Raw genomic sequence first — 13,030 nt, forward strand, 5'->3', positions numbered from 1 at the left:
GCGGTCGCCTCAATAGCCGGGCTTTAACGGGCGTGCAACGGGTAATCCCACTTGCTCAGACGTGCAGATAGCGTTCCTTGACCTCGTCTGACGCCACAAGCTGGGCGTTGTCACCCGTCCAGACCACGCGGCCCTTTTCGATGACTACATGACGGTCGGCCAGGTGGCTCAGGGCATCGACATTCTTGTCGACGATCAGGATCGCCTCGCCTTCTGCCTTAAGCGCGGCGAGGCAGGCCCAGATTTCGTCGCGGATCAGCGGGGCCAGCCCTTCGGTCGCCTCGTCCAGAACGATCAGGCGCGGGTTGGTCATCAGCGCGCGGCCGATGGCCACCATCTGCTGTTCACCGCCCGAAAGCTGGTTGCCCATATGCCCCGCGCGCTCTGACAGGCGCGGGAACAGTGCCAGCACGCGATCCAGCGACCATGCGCCATCACGCGCTGTGGCAATCAGGTTTTCGCGCACATCCAGCGTCGGGAATATCTGTCTCCCTTCGGGCACCAGCCCCAGCCCCGCCAGCGCGATACGATGCGGGGCGGCATTGGTCAGGTCCTGATCGCCAACGATCACGCGACCAGCGCGCGCGCGCAACAGACCGAAGATCGTGCTGATCGTCGTCGTCTTGCCCATGCCGTTGCGGCCCATCAGCGTGACCACCTCGCCCGCCCCGACGGTCAGATCGATGCCGTGCAGCACCACGCTGTCGCCGTAACCTGCCTGCAACCCCTCGACGCGCAACATCACGCGTCCTCGCCCAGATAGGCGCGGCGCACCTGCGCGTCTGACCGGATCTCGGCGGGCGCACCGGTCGCAATCACCTGACCGTAGACGAGGACGCTGATCCGGTCGGCCAGCGCGAATACCGCATCCATATCATGTTCGATCAACAACACCGTTACCTCACCCTTCAGGCTGTCGATGACCTGCACCAGCCGCTCGGCCTCTGCCCCCGAGGTGCCGGCCAGCGGTTCATCCAGCAATAGCAGGCGCGGCTGCGTGGCCAGTGCAATGGCCAGTTCCAACTGGCGCTTTTCGCCGTGGCTCAGCGATCCGGCGCGCTGACCGGCGCTGTCCTGCAGCCCCACCCGGGCCAGCGCCGCATGCGCCTGATCGTTCAACGCGGCTTCACCTGCAACCGGGGCAAAAAAGCGAAAACTGCTGCCGCTGCGTGCCTGCACGGCTGTGGCCACGTTCTCCAATACGCTGAAACCGGGCAGGATCGAGGTGATTTGAAAACTGCGCGACAGGCCGCGCCTCACCCGCGCCGGCATCTTCAACGCCGTGATATCCTCGGCCCCGAAAACGACGCGCCCGCGATCACAGGCCAACTGACCCGACAGTTGCGCAATCAATGTCGTCTTGCCAGCGCCATTGGGTCCGATGACGGCGTGCAACTCTCCGTCTTCGACGGACAGGCTGACATCATCGGTGACCTTCAACGCGCCATAGCTTTTGCAGAGGTTCTGGACCGAAAGCAGGCTCATTTCACCCCGCCTCCGATCCGGCGGATCAGACCGCTGATCCCGTCGCGCGAGACCAGTACGATACCGACCAGAAACAACCCGAAGAACAACGGCCAGTGATCCGACATACCCGACAACCATTCCTCCAGCAGCAGCGCGATCACAGCGCCGCCCACAGCGCCGATCAGATTGCCGACACCGCCCAGCACCACCATCACGATCAACTCGCCCGAGCGGTGCCAGTTCATCAGCGCCGGAGACACGAATTCCGTCTGGTTGGCCAGCATCACCCCGGCGATCGAGGCAATGCAGCCCGAGATGACATAGGCCGTCAGCTGATAGCGAAACGGCGAAAAGCCGACAGCCTGCATCCTGACCGCATTCTCACGTGTGCCTGTCAGCACCCGGCCAAACCGCGATTGCGTGATGCGCAGCGCCAGCAGATAGGACCCGACCAGCAGGGCCAGCGTGACATAGAGCAGCGTGGTGTCATTCTCCAGCAAGGGTTGGCCCAGCAGCGTCGAGCGTGCCTGCAGAGTCACGCCGTCATCGCCGCCATAGGCAGACAGAGAGACGAAAAAGAAATAGACCATCTGCGCAAAGGCCAGCGTGATCATGATGAAATAGACCCCGCGCGTGCGCAGCGAGATCGCGCCGGTGATCAGCGCGAAAGGTGCCGCCATGGCGGTGCCCGCCAACAGGTGCAGCCCCAGATCAGTTATGCCTGCGCGGCTGAGGATGGCGACGGCATAAGCCCCAAAGCCAAGATAGGCGGCGTGGCCAAAGCTGACCATGCCGCCATAGCCAAGGATCAGATCCAGCGCGAGGGCCGCAATCGCGAATGCCAGGATGCGCGTGGCAATGACGACCAGAAAACTGTCGCCCACGAGATGTGCGATCACAGGCAGGATCGCGAAGCCGCCAAAGATCACCAGCGCGGCGATATTTCTGATGCGTGGGTTCATGCCCGCTGCCCGAAGAGGCCGGCAGGCCGCAGGGCCAGGATCACCGCCATCAGGATATAAACCAGCATCGGCGCCAGCACCCTGCCCGCCTGCGCGGCTGCAGAAGGCTCCATCATCGCGCCCAGTGCGATGGGGCCGAAGGTCCGTCCCACGGTATCGACGACGCCCACCAGCAGCGCGCCGGCAAAGGCCCCCTTGATCGACCCGATGCCACCAATGACGATCACCACGAAGGCCAGGATCAGCACGCTTTCCCCCATGCCCGGATCAACGGCCAGAATGGGCGCAACCATCGCGCCGGCAAAGCCCGCCAGCATCGCGCCAAAGGCAAAAATCACCGTAAACAGACGCCCCACATCGACGCCCAGTGCAGACAGCATCGCGCGGTTCGTCGCACCCGCCCGCAGGCGCATTCCGATGCGGGTGCGGGTGATCACGAACCACAAACCCACCGCAGTCAGTAGCCCGGCCGCGATGATCGCCAGACGAAAGACCGGGTAACGCAGCGGCCCGATCAGCGGGATTGATCCTGACAGCGCGTCGGGCATGGCCACGGTCAGCGGCGCAGCACCCCAGATGATCTCGACCGCCTCGGTGATCACCATCACCAGCCCGAATGTCGCCAGCACCTGATCCAGATGGCTGCGATCATAGAGATGCCGAAAAACCAGAAACTCAAGCGCCAGACCCAAGGCCAGCGTGGCCGGCAGCACCAACAGCAGCCCAAGCGTGTAGCTGCCGGTCATGCCTGCAAAGCTGACCACCAGATAGGCCCCGACCATATACATCGCGCCATGCGACAGGTTCACGAAATCCATGATCCCGAAAACCAGTGTCAGCCCGGCGGCGATCAGGAACAAGAGCACGCCGAATTGCAGCCCGTTCAACAGTTGCAGCAGGAAAAGATTGGTCATATCCGCCCACAAACCAGGGGCGCGGTGTGACCCGCGCCCGCCTGGCTCAGTTCATCTGGCATTCGGTCGCGTAATTGTCGGCATAATCCTCGAAGATCGGCTGAACGATCGAGGTCGCAAAGTTGCCGTCCTCGCGCTTGACCACCTCGGCCAGATAGAAATCCTGCACCGGGAAGTGGTTCGCGCCAAAGGCAAAGTCACCGCGGACCGAGGCGAACTCGGCCCCCTCCAGTGCCGCGATCAGCGCATCCTTGTCAGCCGCGCCGCCGGCTGCGCGCACAGCCGCGTCGATCAGCTTGGCCGCATCATAGCCATGGGCGGCATAGCTGGCCGGGACCTTGCCGTATTTTTCCTCGAATGCTGCGACAAAGGCGGTGTTTTCGGGCGTATCCAGATCGGGCGCCCAGTTCGTACCGGAAAAGAAACCAACGGCAGCGTCCTGCTGAGCAGGCAGCGTCGATTCATCGACTGTAAAGGCTGACAGGAACGGAATGCTCTCCAGACCGGCTTGCCGGTACTGCTTGACCAGATTGACGCCCATGCCGCCGGGCATGAAGGCGAACACGGCATCGGGCTGCATCGCCGCGATCTGCGCCAGTTCCGCCGAGAAATCCAACTGTCCAAGCTGCGTGAACACCTCGCCCGCCACGCCGCCGTCATAGCTGTGCTTGAAACCCGCCAGACTGTCCTGACCGGCCTGATAGTTCGGTGCCAGCAGGAACACGTTGTCAAAGCCCTGTTCCTTGGCATAAGCCCCCATCACCTCGTGGTTCTGGTCGTTCTGATAGCTGACCGAAAAGAACGCCTTGTTGCATTCCGCACCGGCCAGGTTCGAGGGCCCCGCATTCGGGCTGATCAGGATCGCACCACCATCAGTCACAGGCTTCACGATAGCCCCGGCGATGTTGGAAAAGATCGGCCCGACGACGATATCCGCGCCATCACGTTCGACCAGTTCGCGCGCCTTGTTGGCAGCGATATCGGGCTTTTGCTCGTCATCGACGATGAACAGTTCCGTCGGCATTCCGCCGATCTCACCGATCTCATCGGCGGCCAGTTGAAATCCGTCGCGCGCCTGTTCACCCAGAACGGCGGCAGGGCCGGACAGAGTCAGCAGCACGCCGATCTTCAGCGTTTCATCATCTTGCGCAGCGGCAGGGCCGGCAAGGATCGCGGTGGAGGCAAGCAGGGTCAGGATCTTGCGGGTCATCTTGGGTCAACCTTCCTGTTGGTGGAACCCCTGTTGCGGGGCTTGGCCATTCATCGGCGCTTTGACACTAACACGCACCAATCAGAAGGTTTGAGTCAAGAAAATTGTTTCAGGCTTAAAATAAATGCACCGTCCAGGCGCGTTGTTCAGGCGAACAATTCGCGACAGAACTGCAGCCCGTCGATCAGCGCGTCGACCTCTGCCTCGGTGTTATACATCGCGAATGACGCCCGCGCCGAAGCGGTAATCCCGTAGAAATCCATCAACGGCATGGCGCAATGGCTGCCTGCCCGCACGGCAATGCCCCGCTTGTCGAGGATGGTCGAGATATCATGCGCATGCGCACCTTCCATCGTCATGGAAAAGATAGCGCCCTTGTCAGCCGCATCGCCCTGCACCTGTAGCCAGTTCAGGCTGCGCAGCTTGTCGCGCGCACGGTCACGCAGCGTGCGTTCATGTGCGGCCACGTTTTCCATGCCGATGTCCATCAGATATTCCAAGGCCGCGCCAAGCCCGATCTGGTTGACGATACCGGGGGTGCCGGCCTCGAACTTCAACGGCGGATCGGCATAGACCACGCCATCGCGGCTGACAGTCTTGATCATATCGCCGCCGCCCATAAAGGGCCGCATCTCGGCCTGACGATCACGCGAAATCCAGATCGCCCCCGAACCGGAAGGACCGTAAAGCTTGTGCCCGGTGATGCAGTAGAAATCGACGCCAAGCGCGCTCAGATCAACGGGCATATGCACAGCCGCCTGCGAGCCGTCGACCAGCACCGGCACATCGGTCCCCGCGGCGATCGCCGCCACATCTACAACCGTGCCGGTCACGTTGGACATATGCGTCACTGCAACCAGCTTGGTCTTGGGCCCGATGGCAGCCAGCACCTTTTCGGCGGGCAGGCTGCCGTCGGGGTCCGGCTCGACCCATTTCAGCACCGCGCCCTGCCGCTCGCGCAGGAAATTCCATGGCACGATATTGGCGTGATGCTCCATCACCGACAGCACGATTTCATCGCCCGCCTGCAGGTTCGGCGCCGCCCAGCCATAGCTGACCAGATTGATCGCCTCGGTCGAACCGCTGGTAAAAATCACCTCTTCCTCATCGGGTGCATTGAGGAAACGCGCGATGATGGCGCGGACGCGCTCGTAATTATCGGTGGCCAGGTTCGACAGAAAATGCAGCCCGCGATGCACATTGGCATATTCGCCCTCATAGGCGCGCGTAATCGCATCGATGACCTGCCGGGGCTTTTGCGCGCTGGCACCGCTGTCCAGATAAACCAGCGGTCTCTTGTTCACCTGCCGAGACAGGATGGGAAAATCCGCGCGGATCTTTTCAACGTCAAAACTCATGCGGGCACCTCGGGCAAAAGGCCGAAAGCGGCCGCGACGAAGGATAGCAGGAAGGCAAAGGCAAACATCGCTGCGACCATGCCCAGAAACACCTTAAAGCCGCTGCGAAAGCCGTGCAGAACCTTTGTGAACTGCACGGTGAGGTAAAAGAACATGCCAGCGGCGGCCAGACCAAGAAGCGCCCCCAGACCCGGCATGATCGGCAACAGCACAATCTGCGCCAACTGGACCAGCAACAACACTGCCTCTATCCAGACAACCAGGATCAGCGCATCCTCGAAAGTGCCATCGCCGCCGAACATCCGACCGACGCCCGCCATCAGCCCCGCTGACAGAACCACTGCAGCCATTTGCAACCCGGCCAGTATCAGCGGCTGGTCCACGATCCAGCCGTAAGGCCGCGGCTCGCCATCGACGGGTACCGTCACCAGGGCCGCGGTCAGTGATGCCAGAATCGCAGCCAGCGACACCACCAGCACAGCCAGCGCCCAACGGACGCCAAGCGGATAGTCGACATCCAGTATCGCACGCGCAGCCTGAGCCGGGTTTCGCAAGGTCATGCCGACCAGCAATCTGATATTCAGCCCGTTCATGCCGTCCTCGTCAATGCCACGATCCCTGCGCCCCATATCACGACAAAACCGATCCCCGCCACTGCGCGCGTCAAGGTCAGCGCCGGGCCGTCACCCAGGAACCCCGCGACCAGCCCCGACAGCAGCATCGCCGGCGAGATGGCCAGCAGCGCCCAGAACAGCGCCAGCCGTGAATGCCGTGGGTCCAGTGGCCGTCCGGTCAGGCGTGACAAGGCCGAGACCAGCGCCGCCACCGCATAGGCAATCACCGGCATCAGGAACATCACCGCCATGATCGCACCGCTGATCCGCGCTTCCAGCGGGATCGAGGGGTCCAATTCGGCGGCCCGTGCATGACCCGGCGCCTGAGCGATCAGAAAGATCAGCATCGCCGCCAGCAACACGACCAGCAGCGTCCGGTCTGGCATATCCGCCATTCCCCGCACCACCTGACGCGGGGCCCACCAGCTTTGCAACACACGCGGCAAGATGCCGCGGGGGGCCGCCGTCAAATTTTGGCCCGTCGCGTCAGCCATGCCTCTAACCGATGGTTGATCTGTTCGCGCAAGCCCTCATCTGCGACCTCGTCCAGCGCATCGGCCAGGAAGGAAAGCACCAGCAAGACGATAGCCCGATCCTTGGGCACGCCCCTGGAACGCAGATAGAACAGCGCGGTCTCGTCGATAGCACCCGTGGTCGAGCCATGCGAGCAGACGACGTCATCGGCATAGATTTCCAATTCTGGCTTGGCCAGGAACTGACTGTCCTCATCCAGCAGCAAAGCCTGACTGATCTGATAGCCGTCGGTTTTCTGCGCGCCGGCCTTGACCAGAATCTTGCCTTGGAACACGCCCTTGGCACCGTTTTTCAGAACCTTCTTGAAGACCTGACGGCTTTCGCAGCGCTCTGCGCCATGCGTGACAAAGACCGTGTCGTCATGATGGAACGGCCCCTTGTCGCCATCGCCCAGCACAGCGGCAGCGATATGGCCGACCGCATCATCGCCCACAAACTCGATCACGCCTTCATGGCGCATCAGCGTGCCGTTGACCGACAGCGTAAAGCTGCGGAACTGGGCCTCACGGTCGACACGCGCGAATATGGCGCTGAACCCCAGCTTTTGGTGTCCCGCGCGTTTGGCCGCGATGTGATGCAGCTTGGCGCCCGGCGCCAGATCGACCTCTATCTGGCCGTTGCTGCGCGCACCGACCATGCCGGTTTCCAGCAATGTCAGCTCGGCGTCTTGCTCCAGCCGGATGACGTGATGCCAGATGACATCGGCATCGTCTTTCGCACGGCGATGCAGGATATGGATGGGCTTTGCCGGCTTTCCGGTCACGCGGATCAGCACGCCTTCATCTGCGGCAGCCGTGTTCAGCGCCGCAAAGGGCCGCTTGACCGGGTTCTGGCCCGCCGTTTCAAGCACGCCATACAGATCCTTGGCCCAATGGCCGGCTTCGCCCTCGACCGACGACAGGATGTCGATCTCAACGCCGTCCTGCGACAGATCCGAGCTGGCGGCAGCATCAAAACGGCCATCCACGAAAACGATCAGCAGCCGGTCAAGATCCGTGAAAAGCGGCGAGTCGGGCGACTTGTCCTCGATCTCGATGGGGTCCGGGCGGGGCGCATTGAACGAACGCGGATCGGTATAACGCCAGTATTCGTCGCGCGCTCCGGGCAAGCCCATCTCGCGCAGGCGCGCCAGCGCGTCTGCGCGGGCGGGCGCGGTAAAGCCGCCCTCTGGCAAGGTCAGCGCGTCAAGCCGCGCGTCCAGCGCGTCGGCCTTTTTCGGCGCGCCGCTGACCTGCGGAGTCACGTCCTTGGTTTGGACAGCAGCGTCAGACATCAACCAGCCTCCGTGACAAGATCGCCGTAACCCTCGGTCTCGACCTGCAGCGCCAGTTCCGGGCCGCCGGTTTTCACGATCCGGCCATCCGCCATGATATGAACGACATCGGGTTTGATGTGGTCCAGCAGGCGCTGATAATGGGTGATGACCAAGAAGCTGCGATCAGGGCTGCGCAGCGCGTTCACGCCGTCGGCCACCAAGCGCATCGCATCGACATCAAGGCCGCTATCGGTCTCGTCCATGATGCACATGCGCGGTTCCAGCATGGCCATCTGCAGGATTTCGTTTCGCTTTTTCTCACCGCCCGAAAAGCCCACATTGACCGGGCGCTTCAGCATATCCGCGTCGATTTTGAGATCAGCGGCCTTGGCGCGCACGACCTTGAGAAACTCGCCCGCCGACAGTTCATCCTGTCCGCGCGCCTTGCGCTGTGCGTTCACGGCGGTGCGCAGAAATGTCATGTTGCCCACGCCGGGGATCTCGACCGGGTACTGGAATGCCAGAAACAGGCCAGCGGCGGCGCGTTCCTCGGGATCCATGTCCAGCAGATCGGCACCCTCGAGGCTGGCCGATCCTTCGGTCACCTCATAGCCATCACGACCCGACAGCACATAGGACAGCGTGGATTTGCCCGACCCGTTCGGCCCCATGATCGCATGGACCTGACCGGCGGGAATTTCCAGATCGACACCCTTAAGGATACGCTTGTCTTCTTCCTCAAGTTTCACGTGCAAGTTATTGATTTTCAGCATCTGTAATGATCCTTCCGGCGTGGCCTCAGCCGACGCTTCCTTCAAGTGAGATAGCGACGAGGCTTTGCGCTTCCATCGCGAATTCCATCGGCAGTGCCTGCAGCACCTCTTTGGCGAAGCCGTTGACGATCAGCGCGATCGCCTCTTCCTCGCCCATGCCGCGCTGGCGACAATAGAACAGCTGGTCATCATCGACCTTGCTGGTCGTGGCCTCGTGTTCGACGCGGCTGCTGGTATTCTTGACCTCGATATAAGGCACGGTATGCGCACCGCATTCAGATCCGATCAGCAGGCTGTCGCATTGCGTATAGTTGCGGCTGTTCGTGGCACGCGGGTGCATCGACACCAGCCCGCGATAGGTGTTCTGCGCCTTGCCCGCGGAAATTCCTTTGGAAACAATGCGAGAGCGGGTGCTCTTGCCAAGATGGATCATCTTGGTCCCGGTATCGGCCTGCTGGAAATTGTTGGCAATGGCGATGGAATAGAACTCGCCGCTGCTTTCATTGCCGCGCAGGATGCAGGACGGGTATTTCCATGTGATCGCAGAGCCGGTTTCGACCTGGGTCCACATGACCTTGGCCCGGTCCTCGCGGCAATCGGCGCGCTTGGTCACGAAGTTATAGATCCCGCCCTTGCCGTCCTCGTCGCCGGGGAACCAGTTCTGAACGGTCGAATACTTGACCTCTGCATCCTCAAGAATGACGATTTCCACCACGGCTGCGTGCAGCTGATTGGTATCGCGCTTGGGCGCCGTGCAGCCTTCGAGATAGCTGACATAGCTGCCCTTTTCGGCGATGATCAGCGTGCGTTCGAACTGGCCGGTATTTTCGGCGTTGATGCGGAAATAAGTCGACAGTTCCATCGGGCAGCGGACGCCCTCGGGGATATAGACGAAGCTGCCATCCGAAAACACGGCGCTGTTCAGCGTGGCGAAATAGTTATCCGATTGCGGCACGACCGAACCCAGATATTTCTTCACCAGTTCGGGGTGCTCGCGGATCGCCTCTGAGATCGAGCAGAAGATCACGCCGGCCTTGGCCAGCTCATCCTTGAAGGTCGTGCCGACGCTGACGCTGTCAAAGACCGCATCCACGGCAACCTTGCGGCCCTCGGCGGGCGCATCGCCTGCGCCTTCGACGCCGGCAAGGATCATCTGTTCCTTCAGCGGTATGCCCAGCTTTTCATAGGTCGCCAGCAGCTTGGGATCGACCTCGTCCAGCGATTTGGGTTTGACTTCCATGCTTTTCGGGCGGGCGTAATAATACTGATCCTGAAAGTCGATCTCAGGATAGTTCAGCATGGCCCAGGTCGGTTCGGTCATGGTCTGCCAGCGGCGGAACGCCTCTAGCCGCCAGTCGGTCATCCATTCCGGCTCGCCATTCTTTTCCGAGATCAGGCGCACGATGTCTTCGTTTACGCCCTTGGGGGCGTATTCCATCTCGATCTCGGTATCCCAGCCATATTTATAGCTGCCCATGTTCTGCACTGTCTCGACGGTTTCCCGGTCGACACCTTCGCGCACCTCAAGATCGGTCTCGCTCATCTTTCGCCCTTCCTCGTGCCGACTGAAGCAGTCAGCCATTCCGTTCGCGCCACCGCAGATACGCTTTTTCCCACGCATCCGCAAAGCGATTCACCTCATCCACCGTGGTGGCGGGCCCAAAAGAAACGCGTATGGCCGAGGCGGCGTCGCTATCCGAATAGCCCATCGCCTGCAAGGCGCCGCTGGCGCGCACCTTTCCCGATGAACAGGCCGAACCCGCCGAAATGGCAAAACCCGCCAGATCCATCTGCATGACCTGCGTTTCCCCCTTCCAGCCGGATGTAAGAACGCAGCTGGTATTCGGCAAGCGCCGCGCACCCAGTCCCGCGATCTTTGCATCCGGGGCGACGTCCAGAATCCGGGCCTCCAACCCGTCCCGCATCTCGGCGATGCGATCCCAGGTTCCGGCCTCAAGATCACGCTGAGCGGTGACGGCCGCAGCAGCAAAACCGGCGATGCCGATCAGGTTTTCGGTGCCGGCCCGGCGCCCCTGTTCCTGGCCGCCGCCCCGAATCAACGCCTGAATATCGGTGCCTTTCTTCAGGATCAGCGCGCCGATGCCCTTTGGGCCGCCCAGTTTGTGCGCACTGACAAAGCCAGCCGTGACATCCAGCCAGTTGAAGGCAAGCGGCACCTTGCCGAACGCCTGCGTCAGATCGCTGCTGGCCAGACCGGCGGGCAAATCCTGCATCACGCCGGTTTCGTTATTGGCCAGTTGCAGGCTGCTATGCGTCGGATCGGCGATGGTCACGATCCCGTCAGCGTCCACCGGCAGCACCGGATCGCACCAGACCTTGATCGCGCTGTGTTCGATCGCCGCACAGGCGATGCCCTGCCCGGCCAGCACCATTGTCGCGGCCTCTGTCGTGCCTGAGGTAAAGACGACATCCGCGCCCTCGGCCCCCAATGCGATGGCCACGGCGTCGCGCGACCGTTCCAGCAGCATCTTGGCGGCACGGCCTTCGGCATGAACGGATGACGGGTTCCCGGCCAGCTCCATCGCATCGACCATTGCGGTCTTGACCTCTGGCCGCAGCGGGGTGGTTGCATTCCAGTCCAGATAATGACGGTTCATCCCAGCGCATCCGCCATCCGCTGCGCCAGACGGCGCGCAACCTCATCCTTGCCCATGCGCGGCCAATCCTCGGCGCCGTCCTCGGTGATCAGGGTCACGGTGTTTTCTGCGCCGCCCATGATGCCGGTCTCGGGGCTGACGTCATTGGCGACAATCCAGTCGCAGCCCTTGCGCAACCGCTTGGCGGTGGCATGGGCGATCACATCATCCGTCTCCGCCGCAAAACCGACGACCAATTCCGGGCGACCATTCATCAACTTGCTGACCCAGGCCAGAATGTCCGGGTTTTCGGTAAAATCCAGCGCCGGAAACGTACCGGACCCATCCTTCTTTATCTTCGAGCCGCTGGCATTCTTGACCTGCCAATCGGCCACCGCTGCAGCCATCACAGCTGCATCTGCCGGCAATGCGGCCTCGACGGCATCACGCATCTGTTGTGCAGTTTCGACGGCGATCACATCGACCCCATCGGGCGGGGCAACCGATGCTGGCCCGGTCACGAAACTGATTTTCGCGCCCAGATCGCGCAAGGCGGCGGCGATCGCCGTGCCCTGCGCGCCCGATGAGCGGTTGGCGATATAGCGCACCGGATCAATCGGTTCATGCGTCGGCCCCGAGGTCACGATGATATGTTTGCCGGCCAGCGCACCGGGCGCCACCTTATCCTGCGGCATCAAGCGCAGCGGTGCGGCACCAAGTGCGTCCTGCGTCGCGGCGATGATCGCCTCTGGCTCGGCCATCCGGCCAGAGCCGAATTCGCCGCACGCCATGGCGCCCGCATCAGGGCCCACGATCAGGATGCCATCCTCGCGCAGCGTGGCCAGGTTGCGCCGCGTCGCCGGATGGTCCCACATCCGCACATTCATCGCAGGCGCGATCAGGACCTGCTTGTTCGACGCCAATAGCAGGGTCGAGGCCAGATCATCGGCAAGCCCATGAGCCATCTTGGCCATCAGATCAGCCGTGGCCGGCGCCACCACCACCAGATCGGCATTCCGGGTCAGGGCGATATGACCGATCTCAGCCTCGGTCGAGATATCGAACAGATCCTGATGCACGGCCTCTCCGGCCAGAACCGAAACCGCCATCGGCGTGGTGAACTCGGCGCCTGCGCGGGTCAGAACGGGCGTTACCTCGGCCCCTGCCCCCTTGAAGAGCCGGATCAGCGCGGGGATCTTGTAGGCCGCGATGCCGCCGCCGATGATCAGAAGGATACGCTTGCCGTCCATGCCGGTCTCCTGTTGCTTGGCTGACAGATAGCCCCCGCCCCCCGACTTCGCAAGAAAGCTGCCCCGTTAACCATGTCTTAAGGCGCGGCCCTTAAC

13 protein-coding genes are annotated in these 13,030 nt (G+C 62.1%); all 13 read right to left on the reverse strand.

Annotation, left to right across the window (positions count from 1 at the left end; all coding sequences use genetic code 11):
• Window positions 1–55: 55 nt before the first annotated feature.
• Entirely contained in the window at window positions 56–742 is a 687-nt protein-coding gene (locus tag CUV01_RS02490; RefSeq protein WP_101459081.1) for an ABC transporter ATP-binding protein, read from the reverse strand.
• Window positions 742–1,485 (reverse strand): ABC transporter ATP-binding protein, encoded by a 744-nt coding sequence (locus CUV01_RS02495; RefSeq protein ID WP_101459082.1) that lies wholly within the window; start codon window positions 1,483–1,485, stop codon window positions 742–744. Before CUV01_RS02495 ends, CUV01_RS02490 begins: the two co-directional genes overlap by 1 nt.
• Window positions 1,482–2,429 carry a branched-chain amino acid ABC transporter permease gene (locus tag CUV01_RS02500; RefSeq protein ID WP_101459083.1) on the reverse strand — a complete coding sequence of 316 codons (948 nt, stop codon included), beginning with the start codon at window positions 2,427–2,429 and terminating at the stop codon, window positions 1,482–1,484. The genes CUV01_RS02495 and CUV01_RS02500 overlap by 4 nt, the downstream gene beginning before the upstream one ends.
• Complete coding sequence (locus CUV01_RS02505) at window positions 2,426–3,343, reverse strand: branched-chain amino acid ABC transporter permease (protein WP_101459084.1); 918 nt, start codon at window positions 3,341–3,343, stop codon at window positions 2,426–2,428. Before CUV01_RS02505 ends, CUV01_RS02500 begins: the two co-directional genes overlap by 4 nt.
• 46 nt (window positions 3,344–3,389) lie before the next feature.
• Window positions 3,390–4,553, reverse strand: coding sequence for an ABC transporter substrate-binding protein (locus CUV01_RS02510; protein ID WP_101459085.1), 1,164 nt, complete (start codon window positions 4,551–4,553; stop codon window positions 3,390–3,392).
• A gap of 146 nt (window positions 4,554–4,699) precedes the next feature.
• On the reverse strand, window positions 4,700–5,911 hold the full coding sequence (locus CUV01_RS02515) for a cysteine desulfurase (RefSeq protein ID WP_101459086.1): 1,212 nt from the start codon (window positions 5,909–5,911) through the stop codon (window positions 4,700–4,702).
• On the reverse strand, window positions 5,908–6,504 hold the full coding sequence (locus CUV01_RS02520) for a YIP1 family protein (RefSeq protein WP_157994763.1): 597 nt from the start codon (window positions 6,502–6,504) through the stop codon (window positions 5,908–5,910). The genes CUV01_RS02515 and CUV01_RS02520 overlap by 4 nt, the downstream gene beginning before the upstream one ends.
• Window positions 6,501–6,920 carry a hypothetical protein gene (locus CUV01_RS02525; protein WP_232962440.1) on the reverse strand — a complete coding sequence of 140 codons (420 nt, stop codon included), beginning with the start codon at window positions 6,918–6,920 and terminating at the stop codon, window positions 6,501–6,503. Before CUV01_RS02525 ends, CUV01_RS02520 begins: the two co-directional genes overlap by 4 nt.
• A gap of 71 nt (window positions 6,921–6,991) precedes the next feature.
• Complete coding sequence (locus CUV01_RS02530) at window positions 6,992–8,332, reverse strand: SufB/SufD family protein (protein WP_101459089.1); 1,341 nt, start codon at window positions 8,330–8,332, stop codon at window positions 6,992–6,994.
• Window positions 8,332–9,087, reverse strand: a complete 756-nt coding sequence (sufC, locus tag CUV01_RS02535) for a Fe-S cluster assembly ATPase SufC (RefSeq protein ID WP_101459090.1) — start codon at window positions 9,085–9,087, stop codon at window positions 8,332–8,334. Before sufC ends, CUV01_RS02530 begins: the two co-directional genes overlap by 1 nt.
• A 25-nt stretch (window positions 9,088–9,112) precedes the next feature.
• Entirely contained in the window at window positions 9,113–10,630 is a 1,518-nt protein-coding gene (gene sufB, locus CUV01_RS02540; RefSeq protein ID WP_101459091.1) for a Fe-S cluster assembly protein SufB, read from the reverse strand.
• Window positions 10,631–10,661: 31 nt separating this feature from the next.
• Window positions 10,662–11,705, reverse strand: a complete 1,044-nt coding sequence (locus tag CUV01_RS02545) for a cysteine desulfurase family protein (protein WP_101459092.1) — start codon at window positions 11,703–11,705, stop codon at window positions 10,662–10,664.
• Entirely contained in the window at window positions 11,702–12,934 is a 1,233-nt protein-coding gene (gene coaBC, locus CUV01_RS02550) for a bifunctional phosphopantothenoylcysteine decarboxylase/phosphopantothenate--cysteine ligase CoaBC (RefSeq protein ID WP_101459093.1), read from the reverse strand. Before coaBC ends, CUV01_RS02545 begins: the two co-directional genes overlap by 4 nt.
• Between the last annotated feature and the right edge of the window lie 96 nt (window positions 12,935–13,030).

This window comes from Paracoccus tegillarcae (assembly GCF_002847305.1).
Lineage (GTDB): Bacteria > Pseudomonadota > Alphaproteobacteria > Rhodobacterales > Rhodobacteraceae > Paracoccus > Paracoccus tegillarcae.

Coding starts and splice junctions, on each gene's coding strand:
- CUV01_RS02505 (WP_101459084.1), bottom strand. CDS start 3,343: ATGACCAATCTTTTCCTGCTGCAACTGTTGAACGGGCTGCAATTCGGC.
- sufB (WP_101459091.1), bottom strand. CDS start 10,630: ATGAGCGAGACCGATCTTGAGGTGCGCGAAGGTGTCGACCGGGAAACC.
- CUV01_RS02520 (WP_157994763.1), bottom strand. CDS start 6,504: ATGAACGGGCTGAATATCAGATTGCTGGTCGGCATGACCTTGCGAAAC.
- CUV01_RS02510 (WP_101459085.1), bottom strand. CDS start 4,553: ATGACCCGCAAGATCCTGACCCTGCTTGCCTCCACCGCGATCCTTGCC.
- CUV01_RS02515 (WP_101459086.1), bottom strand. CDS start 5,911: ATGAGTTTTGACGTTGAAAAGATCCGCGCGGATTTTCCCATCCTGTCT.
- CUV01_RS02530 (WP_101459089.1), bottom strand. CDS start 8,332: ATGTCTGACGCTGCTGTCCAAACCAAGGACGTGACTCCGCAGGTCAGC.
- CUV01_RS02490 (WP_101459081.1), bottom strand. CDS start 742: ATGTTGCGCGTCGAGGGGTTGCAGGCAGGTTACGGCGACAGCGTGGTG.
- CUV01_RS02545 (WP_101459092.1), bottom strand. CDS start 11,705: ATGAACCGTCATTATCTGGACTGGAATGCAACCACCCCGCTGCGGCCA.
- coaBC (WP_101459093.1), bottom strand. CDS start 12,934: ATGGACGGCAAGCGTATCCTTCTGATCATCGGCGGCGGCATCGCGGCC.
- CUV01_RS02500 (WP_101459083.1), bottom strand. CDS start 2,429: ATGAACCCACGCATCAGAAATATCGCCGCGCTGGTGATCTTTGGCGGC.
- CUV01_RS02525 (WP_232962440.1), bottom strand. CDS start 6,920: ATGGCGGATATGCCAGACCGGACGCTGCTGGTCGTGTTGCTGGCGGCG.
- CUV01_RS02495 (WP_101459082.1), bottom strand. CDS start 1,485: ATGAGCCTGCTTTCGGTCCAGAACCTCTGCAAAAGCTATGGCGCGTTG.
- sufC (WP_101459090.1), bottom strand. CDS start 9,087: ATGCTGAAAATCAATAACTTGCACGTGAAACTTGAGGAAGAAGACAAG.